Below are 16,170 nucleotides of genomic sequence, written 5' to 3' on the forward strand. Positions count from 1 at the left end.
TGGGGTGCGGGGCTTACCCGGGGACGCTGAGAACCTTTGGCTACCGATGCCAATATTGATTGTCAGCTTCGCGGCTTACGCCGCTCCTACAAAACCTGTCTTCTCTGCGTGCGATCAGGTTGCGATGCACACCATCAAGCTTTACCCGCACTCCGCGCCAGACCAACCCGCAGCAACCCAGCATTGAGCCGCTCGCCAAAACTGGCAGGCCGCTCCAGCCCCATCCGCTGCATGTACATCGCATCGTTCTCGGCGGGCGCTTGGCGCAAGGCTGCGACTACGGTGCGCAGCTTCCCCATTTGCGTCGCAGTGGCAGATTTCAGCCAACCCAAGGCCCGCACAAGATCCTGCTCGACGGCATCGAAGTCACTGCCCAGCGGATAGTCCGGCAGGCTGCCATCCGCACGGAACGGGGCCAGCGTTGCCTTGAGCAGCTCGGCGCGGTTCTGTTGCCAATGCGCTGGCGCCGTGAAGTTCGCCGCAAGTTTCTTCGAGGCCTTGGCTTGATCCAATAGCGCCGGCTGGAATGCCGCATCGGTGATGCTACCCATCGCGACCACGCAGTCTTCGTCGGTCAGGTTGCGCAGGTCGGCGATGCCGTACTCGTTGACGAATACATCACGCAGATGACGCGGAATGGTGGTGTGGCCATAGTTCCAGCGCACGTTGGATTGCGGCTTGCCGGCATCTTCGCGCACGGCGCGGAACATCAGAATGCTGCGTGCATCGGGCAGGGCATGTGCCATTGCCACGAAGTTGTATTGGCCACCAACGCCGGACACCACCCGTCCGTCTTCAAGCGCATCCGATGCCGCAGCACCCAGCGCGCTGGCGATCATGCAGGAGTTGAAGAAGCGCGCATCGCGGCGCTGCAGGCGTTCCAATGCCTCGTTGCCGCCGTAGAGCTGGTTGATCTCACTGATGCGACGCATGCCGATGGCGCTGCGCTCGGCTTCGGGGAGGTTGTGCAGCCAGTCGTAGAACTCGGCTGAGCCAAGATAGAAGGCGCCGTGCAGATACTCGCCTTCGCGTGCCAGACGGCCGCGGTCGCCATTGCTGGCGGTGCCGTCGGCCAAACGCTGCATCAGGCCAAGATCATCATGCACCTTGCGCCAGATCACGCCGGTCTGCACCAGCTTGCGGAAGCCTTCGTTGAGCATCTCGCTGCAGCCGTACAGGCCGATTTCGAACGGCCCCAGCCCACCTGCTTCATGTACCAGCGGGTGCTCGGCGATTTGCGGATCCAGCGCGTGCAGGATCTGCCGATAGCGTGCGTTGTCGGTATGCCGCAACACCAACGCATGGCTGAGTGCGTCGGCAAGTGTGCCGATACCGATCTGCAAGGTGCCGCCGTCGCGCACCAGGGTGCTGGCGTACAGGCCGATGGCGTAGTCGGCATCGCTGACCGGTTGCCGCGGCAGGCCAAACAGCCGCGGGTAAGGACCGGGCGGGGTGATCACCAGATCGAAGAAGTCCGGATCGACGGCGGCGGTACCGCCCAGCCACGGTAGCTGCGGATCGATCTCGGCGATCAAGAGCGGCTTGGGCAGACCGCGCGCAGCGATGGCATCGAGCGTGTCCTGGGTGATGTCGTTGTTGCACGACAGTGACAGCTGATTGCTGCCCTCGCGGTAGGCCACCTTCTGCACGATCGCATTCGGCGCGCGCTGCGCCACTGCATCGGCGGCGTGTGTGTAGTTGAGGCTGGTGTAATAGCGCTGCGCCTGCGACGAACGCAACAGAGCGCCGGACTGCATGTAGAACTCTTCCACCTGCACATGTGCAGGCAGGGCGTCGCGGGCGATGGCATCGGAGTAGGCCAGGCGCGGGAAGTCGGCGCCGAAGTGGCGTTCGACGAACGGGCGCATGAAACGCGCTTCCAAACCATCACCTTTGGCCTGCGGCGGGTTCAACGACAAGGCGGTATACAACTGCAGCGGCCGCGCCGGGTCGTGTTCGATACGCGCATACAAGGCATTGAGCAAACGGTGGGGTTTGCCCAGCGCCAGTGGTGCGCCGATGCGCAATGGACCTTGGATGTTGCTCAACAGCCAGTCCACGGCGGCGTCGAGGTCGGTCACGTGATGGGGCATGGTGTCCGGTATCTGCGGGGGTATCGGCATTACAGCATGTCCGCCCTGAATCACTTGGTGAGGGCTTGACAGGGCTTTCATTTACTCGTGTAATCGCAAAAAATTACAGGTGTAAACGATGATCCGTATCAGCGAGGCCGAGGCCGTGGTCATGGAGGTCCTGTGGGGGCAGCACCCGTTGTCTGCCGACGAAGTCATCGCGCGACTGCCCGGTGGCAACGAGTGGGCCGAGGCCACGGTCAAGACCCTGCTCAACCGCTTGCTCAACAAGTCCGCGATCAGTGCCACCAAGGACGGTCGGCGTTTTCTGTATACGCCGCTGGTGCAGCGCGATGCCTGGTTGCTGGAAGAGAGCAGCAGCCTGATCGAGCGCCTGTTCGATGGCCGGGTTGCGCCCTTGGTGGCCCATTTCAGCCAGCACCAGCGGCTCAGCCGCGAAGACGTGGCCGAGCTGCGCAAACTGTTGGAGGAACTCGATGATGAGCAGCACTGAGATCCTGGCGCTGTTGCTGAAGACCACCTTGGCCAGCAGTGCGGCGGTTGCGCTGGCACTGATCCTGCGTCGGCCGCTGCGGCGCTGGCTCGGGGCAAGTGCTGCTTACCTGCTGTGGCTGCTGCTGCCGGTGACGCTGCTGGCGGTGCTGCTGCCTGCGCCGCAGGTTGCGGCAGTGCCGATGCGGGTCAGCGAGGTGGCGGTGCAGGTCGGGCAAGCGGTGGTTGCCGGTCCCGCCGTGATAGGGAATTGGCCGTTGTGGCTGTGCTGCGCATGGTTGGCCGGCGTGCTGCTGATGGCAGTGCGTTTGTATCGCCAGCAGCGGAGTTTCCAGCGCGGATTGGGCCGGCTCAGCCAGCGCGGTGACGGCTTGTGGCAGGCGCAGACAGTGGCGGGGTTGCCGGCGGCGATGGGCTTGTTGCGGCCGCGGATCGTGCTGCCGGCAGATTTCGAACAACGCTATCTGCCTATCGAGCAGCAACTGGTGCTGCTGCATGAGCGCGTGCATCTGCAACGCGGCGACATCGCGATCAACGCATTGCTGGCGCTGTTGCAGTGCCTGTACTGGTTCAACCCGCTGTTGTTGTTTGCCCTGCGCTGTTGCCGGGAAGACCAGGAGTTGTCCTGCGATGAACGTGTGATTGCGCAGCTATCAGGCGCACGCCGCAGTTATGGCGAGGCCATGCTCAAGACCGGGCTGGCCGCGTCCCCGTTGCCGGTGGGGTGTCACTGGCAGAACCATCATCCATTGAAGGAGCGTATTGCCATGTTGAAGCGTCCCGTACCGGGCAGGAAGCAGTGGTGTGCCATGTTGGTGCTGTCGGTGGGCTTGTCGTCCGCTTTCGGTTACACCGCCTGGGCCGCGCAGCCAGGCAAGGCGGTGTCGGTTTCTTCGTCGACGTCCACATCGTCTTCTTCATCGACCTCGACGACGACCGGCAAGGGCACGGTATACGCAACCTTCGTGGAAGCGACGCTGGAAGGCACCAGGCAGCGCTTCGAGCTGCAGCAGTCGGCAGGCACGCCGTTTTCCTTCAGTGCCAGCTCGGACAAGGGCGTGCAGTGGGCAGCGGAGTTCACCTTGCAGCCTGCCGCTGACGGCATGCTCACGCTCAAAGGCACGCTGAGGGCGAACGGGGATCTGATCTCGTCGCCCACCTTGTTGATCAAACCCGATGTGGCGGCAGGCATTGAAGTGTCCACCGCCGACGGGCGCTCGACCTGGGTGCTGGAGCTGCGATCGATTGCCTTGGCGGCTGGTGATCCGGCCATCGTATCGGCAGCGTCCGGCAAGACCGAACAGATTGCCTTGCAGAATGCCGGGCGGATGCCGCCGCCCAGCTATCCGCGCGCTGCGGTGGACAGTCGCACCACCGGCAAGGTGGTGCTGCGTATCGCGGTGGATGCCGAAGGCCGGGCGACCGACGTCGTTGTCACCGAGGCGCATCCCAAGGGTGTGTTCGAGGAAGTGTCGATTGCCGCTGCAAGGCAGTGGCGCTTCACGCCGGCGATGAAGGACGGCAAGCCGGTCGCCGGCCTTATCCAGGTGCCGATTTCGTTTGATATGGACGATGAGGAGATGCACCACTCCGCAACCCAGAGCAGGGGCTGAGGTGCGCGGGCATGCGCTGATGCTGCTGGTGTTGATGCTTGCCGGCTGTGCGACGCAGCCAGCGAAAGAGCAGGCGAGCAGCAGTTTCAACCTCAACCAGCACCGGCAGATGCTGACGCCCGAGTCGTCCGGCGGTGCAGGCGAGATACAGCCCTATCAGTTGGCTGCCACGGAAAGCTTCCGCATGCCGGTTGCCGTCAGTACCGATGATCCGGTGCTGCCGTCGGAGTACGCCAAACGTTCGCTGGATGCCACCACGGTATGCGTGAATGTCATCCTTGATGCGCAAGGACGGGTGCAACGTAGCGCGCCGCTGTTGGCGCATTCGGCCTGCGGTGCGGGAAGTGACGCGGCCAACGCAGGCCTGCTGCAGGCAGCGCTGACCGCCACTTCCGCTTGGTCGTTCGAACCTGCTGCGGTCTGTCACTACGCTGCTGGTGTAATGGCGCCGTCGAACGGGGACTGCAGCACTGCCTCACGCATCGAGGCGGTGCCGGTAACCCTGGCCTATGCCTTCACCTTCGAAGTGATCGAGGGCAAGGCAATGGTGCGGCGCGAGGACGCCTTGCACTGAACATGTGCCTGCAGGTGGTGCAGGCGCGTTGATTGCTCAGGGAGCTTCGAGCAGCTGGTTCAACAAGGCTCCCAACTGTTCACCGCCCAGACGAAGCTGGGCCTCGGCAACCGGCTCCCACACGGCGGTATAACGCTCGTCGATCTTGTGGCCGTCCGGGTACAGGCCTTTGCGGGTGGCGATGCGGCAGGTCTGCTCGGCCCACAGGGCGGGATCGCGCTGCAGGTCTGGCGCATGCACACCGCTGGGGGTTGGCAGCAGCTGCAGGCGTTGCAGGAACTGATCATCGTTCAGCTGCAGCGGATAGAACATGCCGCTGTCCCAGACCGAGTGCAGGTTGGTACCGCGGCCATTGAACTGCAGCTGGTAGTTGTTGCCGCCGCGGTCGTGACCAAAACCGGCGTGCAGGGGTTGGTGCAGGTCACCGACCAGGTGCACGACGAACTTCAGTGCCTGCAGGCGTTCGGCATCGCTGAGCTGGCGGTTGGCCAACAGTGCGCTCTGCTGCTGCAGGGCGCCCACCACGCAGTCGCCGTTCCGGCAGTGCTTGGGTGGGGAGAAGATGCAGCCGTCCTCGGCCATGTTGACGTAGTGCCAGCCGGCCGAGCGCTTGCCCAGGTCCGGGTCGCTGGCACGCAGCTGGTCGGCCCAGGGCGCGATGCTGCTGAGAGTGGCCCCCGGCTCGCTTGCCAATAGTCGGTCGATTTCGGCCTTGGCCTGGGGGTCCAGCCGGGTTTCGGCGATCCGTGCGACCAGACGGTGGCCTTGTGCGCCCCATGCCAGTGCCTGACCGGGGAAGGATGCGGAAACAGCGATGGCGATGCCCAGTGCCGGCATCAGGAGACGGTGGAGCTTGTTCATGCCGCCATTCTAACGGCTGTGGCGGCGTCTGCTGCGTGCTGCAGATGGCGAAACACGCCCCCGGTTGTGGCCGGGGGCGTGCTCGTTGGGGGAGGGAGTGCTTACTGCCTGCCCATCAACTGCGGCCAGCCTCAGAACTTGAAGACGTAAGCCACGCCGTACACCAACGGATCGATCTTGGCGGTGCCCAGCTTGTTGCCGTTGACCTTCACCTTGGTGTCGATATCGGCCCAGCGCATGTCAACGCGCAGTGCGCCCTTGTCGCTGACCGCGAAGTCCAGGCCGGCATGTGCAGCCAGGCCCCACGAATCTTCCAGCTTCAGCTTGGTACCAGCCAGCGCGCCCTTGCTGTCGGTGCTGAAGAACTTGGTGTAGTTCACGCCCAGGCCGACGAACGGGGTGACCTTGCTGCTGTTGGTGAAGTGGTACTGCAGCGAGACCACCGGCGGCAGCTGCTTGGTTTCGCCGACCTTGCCAACGCCGTCGATGCTGACGTCGTGCTTGAACGGCAGCGCTGCCAGCACTTCGATACCGATGTTGTCGGCGACGAAGTATTCAAAGGTGACGGTCGGCTTGACGTCGCTGTCGACCTTGGTGGGCAGCTTGCCCAGGCCCAGCGCGGCGCCATTCAGATCGCCGGCATCGGACTTCGGGTCAACTGCATGGACGCCGACGCCCAGAGTCCAATCGCCCTTGGACTGGGCCATGGCGGGGGCGGCGGCAGCCAGGGACACGGCGGCGGCCATGGCGGAAAGCAGCAGGGCGGAGGTCTTGCGCATGTGTAATTCCGTTACTTGGTGGAGGTGGCGCCAGTGTCCGGCCAGCGCCCGGGTACCGCTTTGATCCTGATCAAACAGGGGTTTGCGCTCAGCTGGCGCTCAGCTGCGGGGGGATGGCAGAGCGCCACGGGGCGGGCATGGGTCCTGCTAGAATGGCGTCCCCTTTCCACCCCGCCGCAACGGCTTTGCGGCTGCAGGAGCTTGTGAACATGGCAATCAAGGTCGGCATCAACGGTTTCGGTCGCATCGGGCGCAATGTGCTGCGTTCGGCAGTGTTGAACTTCGGCAACGACATCGAGATCGTGGCCATCAATGATCTGCTGGAGCCGGATTACCTGGCCTACATGCTCAAGTACGACTCCGTGCATGGCCGCTTCAAGGCCGACGTGGAAGTGTCGGGCAGCGACCTGCTGGTCAACGGCAAGAAGATCCGCCTCACCCAGGAGCGCGATCCGGCCAACCTGAAGTGGGACGAAGTCGGCGTGGACGTGGTGATCGAGTCCACCGGCCTGTTCCTGACCAAGGAAACCGCGCAGAAGCACCTCGACGCGGGCGCCAAGAAGGTGATCCTGTCGGCCCCGTCCAAGGACGACACGCCGATGTTCGTGTTCGGCGTGAACCACAAGACCTACGCTGGCCAGAGCATCGTCTCCAACGCTTCGTGCACCACCAACTGCCTGGCCCCGCTGGCCAAGGTCATCAACGACAAGTGGGGCATCAAGCGTGGCCTGATGACCACCGTGCACGCTGCCACCGCTACCCAGAAGACCGTTGACGGCCCGTCCAACAAGGATTGGCGCGGCGGCCGCGGCATCCTGGAAAACATCATTCCGTCCTCCACTGGTGCTGCCAAGGCCGTGGGCGTGGTGATCCCGGAATTGAACAAGAAGCTGACCGGCATGAGCTTCCGCGTGCCGACCTCGGACGTGTCGGTGGTCGACCTGACCGTCGAGCTGGAGAAGGAAGCCACCTACGCTGAAATCTGCGCCGAAGTGAAGGCACAGAGCGAAGGCGCGCTGAAGGGCATCCTCGGTTACACCGAAGACAAGGTGGTTGCCACCGACTTCCGTGGCGAGACCCACACCTCCGTGTTCGATGCCGAAGCCGGTATCGCCCTGGACAGCACCTTCGTCAAGCTGGTCAGCTGGTACGACAACGAGTGGGGCTACTCCAACAAGTGCCTGGAAATGGTGCGCGTCGTCGCCGCCTGATCCACGCAACCGCTGTAAACAGAACGGGCGCCGAAAGGCGCCCGTTCTGCTTTTTTTTAGAGCCCTCCCTTTCGCCGCAGGCGAAGGGGAGGGTTGGGAGGGGTGCCGTTGCTATTGCTCAAGCCCTCCCTTTCACCGAAGGCGAAGGGGAGGGTTGGGAGGGGTGCTGTTGCTCTTGCTCAAGCCCTCCCTTTCACCGAAGGTGAAGGGGAGGGTTGGGAGGGGTGCTGTTGCTATTGCTTGTGCTCCAGGTCCTTGCTCGGGTTACCCGCTGTTGCAAGTGACACATTCGTTCGCCTTTCACTCCGAAGGCGGCAACTCAATCCCATCACTGCCCGGATGCTTGGCAAACCGTCCCTGCCCAGCCGCGTGCACCGGCCCATGGCTGGACCACGGCCAGCCACCAAACCGGGTGCGGCCATAATCGCGCCGCGCCTGTTCGATCTCCTCGGCGGTATTCATCACGAACGGGCCGTACGCCACCACCGGCGCACCGATCGGCACGCCCTGCAACACCAGGATCTGCACCACGTCCTCGCCACTGTTGCGCACTGGCAAGGCACTGCCGGCAACCACTTCCAGCAAGCGTGGCCCGCTGATCACATCACCATCCACCAGCAGCTGCCTGCCATCATGGAAGTACAGCGTGCGCCGCGTGCCTTGCCCGCTGGCCGGCGGCAAGGTCACCGCAGCACCCGGCTGCAAGGTGATCTGCCAGACAGCGACATCGCCTTCAGGGCTGGCGGCCCAGGAGCTGCGTCCAGGTGCCAGCGGCACCAGCTCGGCGTGGCCGGCTTCCTGCGGCACATAGCGGCCCGCAACCACTTTCACCTCAACCCCGTCGATGCGGTAGTGGGGAATGTTCTCGCCCCACAGCATCACGAATTCCGGATCAGCCATCTTGTTATGCGGCGGCAGGTTCAACCAGATCTGGTACAGATCCAGCGGATTGGCATGCTCGCGTGAGCGCAGCGGGAACATCTCCGAATGCTGGGTGCCGCCGCCGGCAGTAAGCCACTGCACGTCGCCATCGCCATAGCGCGCGGTCGCGCCCAGCGAATCGGCGTGGTCCACCAGCCCCTGCGGCACGATGGTGATGGTCTCAAAACCCCGGTGCGGGTGCGCAGGGAAGCCCGGCACGTTGACCCCGTGGTACATGCTGAAGCCATCTTTGCCGCTGAAGTCATGGCCAAGCTCACGGCCGCCCAGCTGGCGCATGTCCACGCCCTGCTCGGCGGTGGCTGGCGGATACCGGTCCAGGTGATGGGCGCAGAACAGGAAAGGATCGGTGCCCGGCCAGGGGTTGCCCAGCGGTTCATTGCGGAGGATCAGGTTGGACATTGGCGGCTCCTTGGAGTGGTGGGACGCGGTGCAGGACTGGCGTCGCTCCGCGTCGACATGCTCTATTGATGGGTGCGCGTTTCAACACCACAAGGAGGCACGCCGATGGCAGTTACTCACACCGGTGATACCGGGCCGGCGGCGGCTGACGACGCTGCGTATTGCCAGCAGGTGCGCTTGCTGCTGGATCGTGTCGGCGAGAAATGGAGCCTGCTGGCGGTAATCGCACTGCGCGAACAACCGCGCCGCTTCAATCAGTTGCGGCGTGAATTGAGTGGCGTGTCGCCGCGCATGCTTGCGCGGACGCTGCGGGGCTTGGAACGGGACGGACTGGTCAGCCGCAGTGTCTACCCGACCGTGCCGCCGCAGGTCGATTACGCGTTGACCGGATTGGGGCAATCACTGCTTCAGCCGGTGGATGCCTTGCTGCAGTGGGCCTGGGCGCACCAGCCGCAGATGGATCAGGCCCGCTCTGACTTCGATGATCGCCAGCGCGATGCCGAGGAGGCCTCGCTGCAAGACTGATGCTGTCCAATCACCACCCGCCCACCAAGCCACCAAGCCGATGCCAGTGTTGCGCGAGCAGCGTTCTGTGTGGGAGCGGCGTAAGCCGCGAAGCTGAAGGTGCTGAGACCCTTGGTGCGTGTGCCATCTGATGATGTACCGGCTTCGCTGCTTACGCCGCTCCCACAAAAGTGCAGTCTGGGTCTCAACGTGGCTCAAACGCTTGGGCCAACGACATTGCGCTGCGGGGCGGGCTGAAGCTGACTGGGGGCACCTTGCGTTTTCAGGTGGCGCGGATAAGGTGATGCAGCACGTTCAGGTGCACAAGGATGATCGATGGACGATGGTTGGGTGTTGTTGATAGTGCTGCTGGTACTGGCCGCGCTGGCGATCCCGGTGTTGCTGGTGGCCGCCTTGGTATCGGTGTCTTCGCTGAAGCGCCGCGTTGCCGCGCTCGAAGAGCGCGTGGCTGCTGGCGGTGCCGAAGCCGTAGGGCCGCAGCGCGCCGAGGCAGTCCAGCCCTATGCCTGGATGGAGCCGGAGGCCGATCCGGCTGATTCCGTTGTCGAGCCAGAGGTGGCTGTTCCATCGGTCTCCGTTCCGGAACCTGTGGCTGCGGCGCCGGCGCCTCCACCCTTGCCGCCCAGGCTTGATCCGCTCGACCCGCTGGCAAGCGCGCCCCGCCGTCCGGTGCCCGAGCGCCGTGAGCCGGCCCCGCAGCAGACCTGGACACCAGCCGAGCCCGCCCAACCGGCCGAACCCAATTTCATCGAACGTGCAGTCGCCTATGCCAAGCAATGGCTGACCAGCGGCAATGTGCCGGTCAAGGTCGGCATGCTGGTGCTGCTGGCGGGCGTGGCGGCGTTGCTCAAGTACGCCACTGACCAGGGCTGGTTCACCGTGCCGGTCAGCCTGAAGCTGGCTGGCATCAGTGCAGCGGCATTGGCCGGATTGGTATTCGCCTGGCGCAAGCGCGAAAGCCATCGCAGCTTCGCCTTGGCGATGCAGGGCGGCATGATCGGCATCCTGTTGCTGGTGGTGTTTTCCGCCTGCAAGAACTATGGAATGATCGGCACGGGTGCTGCCTTCGCATTGAGTGTGGTGCTGATTGCCGGCCTGTCAGTGATGGCGGTGCTGCAGGAGAGCAGGACCCTGGCCATCCTCGGCGTGCTGGCCGGCTTCATGGCACCAATCTGGCTGTCGGACGGCAGCGGCAACCACGTCGCCTTGTTCTCGTATTACGCACTGCTCAACGCGGGCATCTTCGCCATCGCCTGGGTGCGGCCGTGGCGCATCCTCAACCTGCTGGGGTTTGTCTTTACCTGGGGCATTGGTACCGCTTGGGGCGTGTTGAAGTACACGCCAGCGAATTTCAACAGTACCGAGCCGTTCCTGGTGCTGTTCTTCGTGTTCTATCTGCTGTTGCCATTGCTGTATGCCCGCAAGGCCAGTAGCGAAGGCGGTGCGCGTATCGATGGCTGCCTGCTGTTCGGCACGCCGCTGGTCGCGTTCTCACTGCAGGCGGCGTTGCTGCAGGGTGACCGTATGCCGTTGGCATTCTGCGCACTGGGCGTGGCCGCGCTGTACGCGGTGCTGGCACGCGCGCTGATCAATAACGAGCGCATGAATGTGCTGGCCCGCGGCTACGCCATTCTTGCGGTGGGCTTTGCCACCTTGGCGGTGCCGCTGGCGTTGTCGGCCAAGGCGACGGCATCGGTGTTCGCGCTGGAAGGCGCGGGTCTGGTCTGGCTGGGCCTGACCCAGCAGCGTCGCTTGGCACGCTGGACCGGCTTGGGCCTGCAATTGGCTGCCGCGGCGGCCTTGGCGATTGGTGTGTCGGGTAGCCATTCCAGCGCGACCATTGCCATCGCCAACGCAGCCTTCATGGGCGCCCTGCTGATCGCCGTGGCCGGCTTCGCCACCGCATGGTGGTACCGGCGTGCGGGTAATCAGCAGGTGGCGACCGTGGCCTATCTGTGGGCCTTGGCCTGGTGGATGGGCAACGTGATCATGGAGATTGGTGATTTCGTCGAGCTCGGCAGTCGTCTGCATGCGGTCTTGCTACTGCTTGGTGTGACCGGTTGGCTGGCCGCGGAAGTGCAGCGTCGCGCACCGGCGCTGGCGCTGTCCTTGACCACGCTGGGCGCACTGGTGATGGCCTTCCCGGTGGCCTTCCTGCAGGTGTCCGAGTACGGCCAACCATTCGCCGGCTACGGCGCGGTGGCGTGGGCAGTGTTCGCCGTTCTGGGTGTGCGCAGCCTGATGTGCCTGCGCGCTGGCAGCGGTACGGTCGCCGGTTTGGCGCAGCTGGCCTGGTGGCTGCTGTGGCCGACCGTTTTGTCGCTGTTGGCTTGGCATATCGGCGACCGCTTCGCGCTGGCCGAAGGCTGGGTTGGCATGCTGCTGGCACTGCCGTGGCTGTTGCTGGCGGTGTTGTCGATGTATCGCTGGGCGTGGTTGTCGCAGCCCTTGGGCGCAGCGTTTGATGGCTATCGCAAGGCCTTGCAGATCGCCGTATTCGCGGCACTTGGCTTGTGGTGGCTGACCTCGCTGAGCAGCTCCGGCTCGGCTGCGCCGTTGCCATGGATTGTTGTGTTGAACCCGCTGGAACTGGCCGAGATCGCCGTGCTTGCCTTGCTGGCGATGCGCCTGCGCCAGAATGCGGGCGCGGCAGCGTTGCCGATGCAGCTGGTGGGCACGGCAGTGGCCGCGCTGGTATTGGTGACGGTGATGACGCTGCGTGCTGTGCACCACTGGGGCGATGTGCCTTGGAGCGACAGTCTGCTCGGCAGCAAATTGGCGCAGACCAGCCTGACCGTGGTCTGGAGCCTGCTGGGTGTGATCGGCTGGATCTCCGGCTCGCGTCGTGGCCAGTGGGGACTGTGGCTGGCCGGTGCCATCCTTATGAGCGTGGTGTTGGCCAAGCTGCTGCTGATCGATCGCGGCAACCTGGGCGATCTGCTGGGTATTGGTGCCTTCATCGCCTATGGCCTGCTGTGCACCCTGGTCGGCTGGCTGGCACCAGCACCGCCGCGTCGGGTGGGTACTGAAACAAACAACGAGGAAACAACCGCATGATCAAGCGCCTGCTGGTACTGGCCTTGTTGCCTTTCAGTGCTTACGCCGCTGACGATTTCGCCCGGCAGTGGCCGTTGCAGCTGTCCCAGGCCGATGCCGGCGCCTACCGTGTGCCGCTGGATGCATCGGTGTATGCCGCCGCGCATTGGCGTGACCTGCGCGATGTACGGGTGATAGATGCCGATGGCAAACCGGTTGCCAGCGCCGTCTACGCAGCTGCAACGCCGCTTGGTGGCGCGCTGCGTATCGCCCCGTTGCAGTGGTTTGCGTTGCCTGCGGCCAGCGCGGGCGGCGATGAGGACCTGAGCATCGTGGTGGAGCGCGATACCGCTGGCAAAGTGGTGTCGATCCGCAATTCGGTAGGTGCGACACCTGCGGTTGGTAGTGCCGATCCGGTATGGCTGATCGATCTTGGTGACGAGGCGGGCAAGCTGCACAAACTGCTGGTTGATTGGAATGACACGGCGGCGACGCTGGATCTCGGCTATCGCCTCGAAGGCAGCGATGACCTGCGTGGCTGGCAGGTGCTGGATCCGCAGGTGCGGCTGGTGCAGCTGCGTAACCAAGGCAACGAGCTGCGCAGCAACAGCATCAAGGTCGAGTCAGGCTTGCGCTATCTGCGCATGGTACCGCTGCAGCGCAGCGGTGCGCCGGAGCTGCAGGGGCTGCGCGGCGAGTTCGCCGACGCGGTCGAGGTTGGCGACTGGCAATGGCAGGAACTGCAGGCAGCTGCCGGTGGCAATGGCAAGGGCGGTTACCTGTACCGCTTGAAAGGGCGGTTCCCGGTGCAGCGCCTGGATGTGGTGATGCCTGCCAATAGCGCGGTGAGCTGGACGGTATCCAGTCGCGATGAGGATCGTTCGCGCGCTGACAGTGGGGAGCCGGTCTGGCAGACGCTGACCAGTGGCTGGAATGCATGGAACCTGAGTCAGGCCGGCAAGCAACAGCGCTCACCACCGTTGGAAACCTCGGGCATCGTCGATGACCGGCAGTGGCGTCTGCAGGCAGAGCCTGGTGCGGTGCCTGCTGCTGCACCCACCTTGCGTTTGGGGTACCGCCCCGGCAGCGTGGTGTTTCTTGCGCAGGGACGTGCGCCTTACCTGTTGGTTGCAGGCAGCGCGGACGAAGGCAAGGTGCAGGCGGCGCTGGATCCGATGCTGGCAGCCTTGCGTGCACACAACGGCGCGCAATGGCAGCCGGTCGCAGCGACGTTGGGTGCGGGCGCGCAGCGCGCAGGTGATGCCGCCTATCAGCCAACTGAAGCCCCGCGCGATTGGAAGAACATCGTGCTGTGGGTGGTGCTGGTCTTGGGCGCTGCAGCAGTAGCGGGTTTTGCGTTCAGCCTGATCCGCAGCAGTCGCGCAGACAAAAAAGACACCTGACGTAGTGCCGAGCCATGCTCGGCAGGGGCTTTCCCAATGCGGCTGACCGGCGTACCTCCCTCCCTTTCGCAAAGCGAAGGGGAGGGCCGGGGGAGGGGGGCTTTTTGCCCTTTTGGGTTCATCTGCTTCGCGGCTGACGCCGCTTCTACAGTCGGGATGTGTCGGTAATGCCCTTGCCGAGCATGGCTCGGCACTACAGGTGCTGCTGGCAACGGAAAGGATTGATCGGCGTATGTTCATGAAATCGCTTGCGGTTGCAGTTCTGCTTGGCTTTTCGGCCGTCGCCGCTGCCAGGCAGCCCTTGCCTGATGCACATGCCGAGCAGGTCTTCAATTTGTGGCTAGCCGCATACAACAGTGGGGACCGCGATGCGCTGCAGACATTCCTGGCGGACTACAAGGTTGGGCAGGAGGCGCAACGCTTTCTGGATATCCGTCAATCACTGGGGACGTTCAAACTGCTGGGCGTCAAGTCCAGTGCTGCGGAAGGTGCGCAGCTGATATTGCTGTCGGAGATGACGGATCGTGGCGTACTGGCGACGTTGGAGGTGGATGCCTCCGACCCGTTTGATGTCACCAAACTGCAGCTGGAAGGGATGGATCTTCCGGATGAATTCAAGCCACAACGGATGTCGCTGACGCAGGTGTTGGCCGCAGGCAAGGCACGCTTGGATGCAGCGCGTGCAGCTGACAGTTTGTCCGGTGCCGTGCTGGTGGCGAAGCACGGCAAGGTTGTATTGGTGTGGCAAGGTGGCGCCGCAGATCGCGAGCACGCCTTGGGCGTAGAAGAAGCAACCCGGTTCCGGCTGGCCTCATTAAACAAGATGTTTACTGCCGTGGCCATCCTGCAGTTGCAGGATGCGGGAAAACTGTCGCTGGATGACGCGATCGCCACGCACCTTGAGCGCTATCCAAACCAGGAAGTGGCCAGGGCAATCAGCATCCGCCAGCTGCTCAATCACACCAGCGGGCTTGGTGATGTGTTCGGCGAGGAGTTCGAAAAGCGCTCGCAATCCTTGCGCACCTTGAACGACTACTGGAGTCTCGCCAGCGCCGAGCCGCTGAGCTCAACGCCGGGCACTGAGGATGGTTACTCGAACTACGGTTACATTCTGCTCGGCTCGATCATCGAAGCGGTGAGCGGGCAGTCGTATTACGACTACGTGGATCAGCATATCTTTCGTGTTGCCGGAATGAGTGCGACTGGCTCGGAGCCCGAATCGGTTGCTGTTCCGGGGCGCGCGGTGGCCTATGCCAAGGTTGACGGCAAGTGGGTGCAGGAAACCAAAATGCTGCCATGGAGAGGCACGTCTGCTGGTGGCGGCTACAGCACGGTTGCGGACATGCTGAAGTTTGCCGAAGCACTGCGTGCAGGTCGGCTGATATTGCCTGAGTCATTGGCGTTGGCCACATCACCGCAGAACAACAAGGCGTGGTACGGCTATGGCTTCATGGTTGGCGGGAAGGGTGCGGAGCGGCAGTATGGCCACGAAGGTGGAGCGCCAGGGGCGAATACGTCGTTGGTGGTGCTGCCTGAGGCGGGCTACGTGGTGATAGGTTTGAGCAATGTTGATCCTGGCGCGATGGAAAACGTAGTGAACTTCATCGTTCATCGCCTGCCGTTGTGATTGTTCTCGCTAATGGACTCCAAGCGTGAGGAGAAACAGTTGAGGTATATCCAATGAGCACTGCCGAGAGTTCCGTGGTCACCTTCCGTGTGTTCGGAGACGATCTGGTGCCTGCCGAGATTTCAGCGCTGCTTGGGTGTGATCCAACCTCGGCTGCCGCAAAAGGCGATGCTCGTATCATTGGAAGCGATAGGCTGAAGTACGTCGAGCCAACCGGACGATGGAAGCTATGTTCCGTTGATCGGTCGCCTGAGGACGTCGCGGCGCAGATCACGGAGCTGCTTGGGAAGATGACATCTGAGCTTGCCACGTGGAAGTTGCTCGGCAGCAGGTACAGCATGGATTTCTTCTGTGGAGTTTTCATGGGCTCATCAAATGATGGTCTGGTGCTTCCACCGGAAACTCTGTTGCAGTTGACGATGCGCGGCATTGGGCTGGAGCTGGATATCTACGATCATCTGGATGAAGCTCGAGGTCGTAATGCCGAGCCATGCTCGGGAGGGGCTCTATCGACAAGGCAGATGTGGGAGCGGCGTGAGCCGCGAAGCTGATGCAAAGAAAACTGGAAAGATAGCTGCAATTGCTGTCAGTCCAGGCAGCTTCTGTACTACCGGC

General features: G+C 63.3%; 13 protein-coding genes. 9 read left to right on the forward strand and 4 right to left on the reverse strand.

Going from position 1 to position 16,170, the window contains the following annotated elements; all coding sequences use genetic code 11:
* Nucleotides 1-134: 134 nt before the first annotated feature.
* Nucleotides 135-2,093 carry an acetyl-CoA hydrolase/transferase C-terminal domain-containing protein gene (locus ACVOLV_RS19940; RefSeq protein WP_481555883.1) on the reverse strand — a complete coding sequence of 653 codons (1,959 nt, stop codon included), beginning with the start codon at nucleotides 2,091-2,093 and terminating at the stop codon, nucleotides 135-137.
* Between the two features lie 121 nt (nucleotides 2,094-2,214).
* On the opposite strand from ACVOLV_RS19940, the gene ACVOLV_RS19945 reads away from it, so the two are divergent.
* Genes ACVOLV_RS19945 through ACVOLV_RS19955 form a run of 3 tightly spaced genes read left to right on the forward strand, consistent with a single transcriptional unit; the run spans nucleotide 2,215 to nucleotide 4,772 of the window.
* The gene (locus tag ACVOLV_RS19945) at nucleotides 2,215-2,586 is read left to right on the forward strand and encodes a BlaI/MecI/CopY family transcriptional regulator (protein ID WP_481555884.1); all 372 of its coding nucleotides are present in this window, start codon (nucleotides 2,215-2,217) and stop codon (nucleotides 2,584-2,586) included.
* On the forward strand, nucleotides 2,573-4,198 hold the full coding sequence (locus ACVOLV_RS19950) for a TonB family protein (protein WP_481555873.1): 1,626 nt from the start codon (nucleotides 2,573-2,575) through the stop codon (nucleotides 4,196-4,198). The genes ACVOLV_RS19945 and ACVOLV_RS19950 overlap by 14 nt, the downstream gene beginning before the upstream one ends.
* 1 nt (nucleotide 4,199) lies before the next feature.
* On the forward strand, nucleotides 4,200-4,772 hold the full coding sequence (locus ACVOLV_RS19955) for a hypothetical protein (RefSeq protein ID WP_481555874.1): 573 nt from the start codon (nucleotides 4,200-4,202) through the stop codon (nucleotides 4,770-4,772).
* A 36-nt stretch (nucleotides 4,773-4,808) separates the two neighbouring features.
* Here ACVOLV_RS19955 and ACVOLV_RS19960 read toward each other — a convergent pair whose 3' ends face one another.
* Both ACVOLV_RS19960 and ACVOLV_RS19965 read right to left on the reverse strand, forming a co-directional pair.
* Nucleotides 4,809-5,633, reverse strand: a complete 825-nt coding sequence (locus tag ACVOLV_RS19960; RefSeq protein ID WP_481555875.1) for a S1/P1 nuclease — start codon at nucleotides 5,631-5,633, stop codon at nucleotides 4,809-4,811.
* 131 nt (nucleotides 5,634-5,764) lie between these two features.
* Nucleotides 5,765-6,412 (reverse strand): OmpW/AlkL family protein, encoded by a 648-nt coding sequence (locus tag ACVOLV_RS19965; protein ID WP_481555876.1) that lies wholly within the window; start codon nucleotides 6,410-6,412, stop codon nucleotides 5,765-5,767.
* 209 nt (nucleotides 6,413-6,621) lie between these two features.
* Here ACVOLV_RS19965 and gap point away from each other — a divergent pair, with 209 nt between their 5' ends.
* Nucleotides 6,622-7,623, forward strand: coding sequence for a type I glyceraldehyde-3-phosphate dehydrogenase (gene gap, locus ACVOLV_RS19970; RefSeq protein ID WP_057629111.1), 1,002 nt, complete (start codon nucleotides 6,622-6,624; stop codon nucleotides 7,621-7,623).
* 300 nt (nucleotides 7,624-7,923) lie between these two features.
* Here the strand turns inward: gap and ACVOLV_RS19975 are convergent, their stop codons facing one another.
* Nucleotides 7,924-8,964, reverse strand: coding sequence for a pirin family protein (locus ACVOLV_RS19975; RefSeq protein WP_481555877.1), 1,041 nt, complete (start codon nucleotides 8,962-8,964; stop codon nucleotides 7,924-7,926).
* Between the two features lie 105 nt (nucleotides 8,965-9,069).
* Here ACVOLV_RS19975 and ACVOLV_RS19980 point away from each other — a divergent pair, with 105 nt between their 5' ends.
* The 5 genes from ACVOLV_RS19980 (at nucleotide 9,070) to ACVOLV_RS20000 (ending at nucleotide 16,106) form a co-directional block, all read left to right on the forward strand.
* Nucleotides 9,070-9,489 carry a winged helix-turn-helix transcriptional regulator gene (locus ACVOLV_RS19980; RefSeq protein ID WP_481555878.1) on the forward strand — a complete coding sequence of 140 codons (420 nt, stop codon included), beginning with the start codon at nucleotides 9,070-9,072 and terminating at the stop codon, nucleotides 9,487-9,489.
* A 315-nt stretch (nucleotides 9,490-9,804) separates the two neighbouring features.
* Nucleotides 9,805-12,546 (forward strand): DUF2339 domain-containing protein, encoded by a 2,742-nt coding sequence (locus ACVOLV_RS19985; RefSeq protein WP_481555879.1) that lies wholly within the window; start codon nucleotides 9,805-9,807, stop codon nucleotides 12,544-12,546.
* On the forward strand, nucleotides 12,543-13,928 hold the full coding sequence (locus tag ACVOLV_RS19990; protein WP_481555880.1) for a DUF3999 domain-containing protein: 1,386 nt from the start codon (nucleotides 12,543-12,545) through the stop codon (nucleotides 13,926-13,928). Before ACVOLV_RS19985 ends, ACVOLV_RS19990 begins: the two co-directional genes overlap by 4 nt.
* A gap of 238 nt (nucleotides 13,929-14,166) precedes the next feature.
* Nucleotides 14,167-15,555 carry a serine hydrolase domain-containing protein gene (locus ACVOLV_RS19995; protein ID WP_481555881.1) on the forward strand — a complete coding sequence of 463 codons (1,389 nt, stop codon included), beginning with the start codon at nucleotides 14,167-14,169 and terminating at the stop codon, nucleotides 15,553-15,555.
* 53 nt (nucleotides 15,556-15,608) lie between these two features.
* Nucleotides 15,609-16,106 (forward strand): DUF4279 domain-containing protein, encoded by a 498-nt coding sequence (locus ACVOLV_RS20000; protein WP_481555882.1) that lies wholly within the window; start codon nucleotides 15,609-15,611, stop codon nucleotides 16,104-16,106.
* Nucleotides 16,107-16,170 lie beyond the last annotated feature (64 nt).

The organism is Stenotrophomonas sp. STEN023 (assembly GCF_056760135.1).

What these genes read in the sequence shown, in the direction of transcription:
- ACVOLV_RS20000 (WP_481555882.1), top strand. Translation starts at nt 15,609, where the DNA reads ATGAGCACTGCCGAGAGTTCCGTGGTCACCTTCCGTGTGTTCGGAGAC.
- gap (WP_057629111.1), top strand. Translation starts at nt 6,622, where the DNA reads ATGGCAATCAAGGTCGGCATCAACGGTTTCGGTCGCATCGGGCGCAAT.
- ACVOLV_RS19980 (WP_481555878.1), top strand. Translation starts at nt 9,070, where the DNA reads ATGGCAGTTACTCACACCGGTGATACCGGGCCGGCGGCGGCTGACGAC.
- ACVOLV_RS19965 (WP_481555876.1), bottom strand. Translation starts at nt 6,412, where the DNA reads ATGCGCAAGACCTCCGCCCTGCTGCTTTCCGCCATGGCCGCCGCCGTG.
- ACVOLV_RS19990 (WP_481555880.1), top strand. Translation starts at nt 12,543, where the DNA reads ATGATCAAGCGCCTGCTGGTACTGGCCTTGTTGCCTTTCAGTGCTTAC.
- ACVOLV_RS19950 (WP_481555873.1), top strand. Translation starts at nt 2,573, where the DNA reads ATGAGCAGCACTGAGATCCTGGCGCTGTTGCTGAAGACCACCTTGGCC.
- ACVOLV_RS19985 (WP_481555879.1), top strand. Translation starts at nt 9,805, where the DNA reads ATGGACGATGGTTGGGTGTTGTTGATAGTGCTGCTGGTACTGGCCGCG.
- ACVOLV_RS19975 (WP_481555877.1), bottom strand. Translation starts at nt 8,964, where the DNA reads ATGTCCAACCTGATCCTCCGCAATGAACCGCTGGGCAACCCCTGGCCG.
- ACVOLV_RS19995 (WP_481555881.1), top strand. Translation starts at nt 14,167, where the DNA reads ATGAAATCGCTTGCGGTTGCAGTTCTGCTTGGCTTTTCGGCCGTCGCC.
- ACVOLV_RS19940 (WP_481555883.1), bottom strand. Translation starts at nt 2,093, where the DNA reads ATGCCCCATCACGTGACCGACCTCGACGCCGCCGTGGACTGGCTGTTG.
- ACVOLV_RS19960 (WP_481555875.1), bottom strand. Translation starts at nt 5,633, where the DNA reads ATGAACAAGCTCCACCGTCTCCTGATGCCGGCACTGGGCATCGCCATC.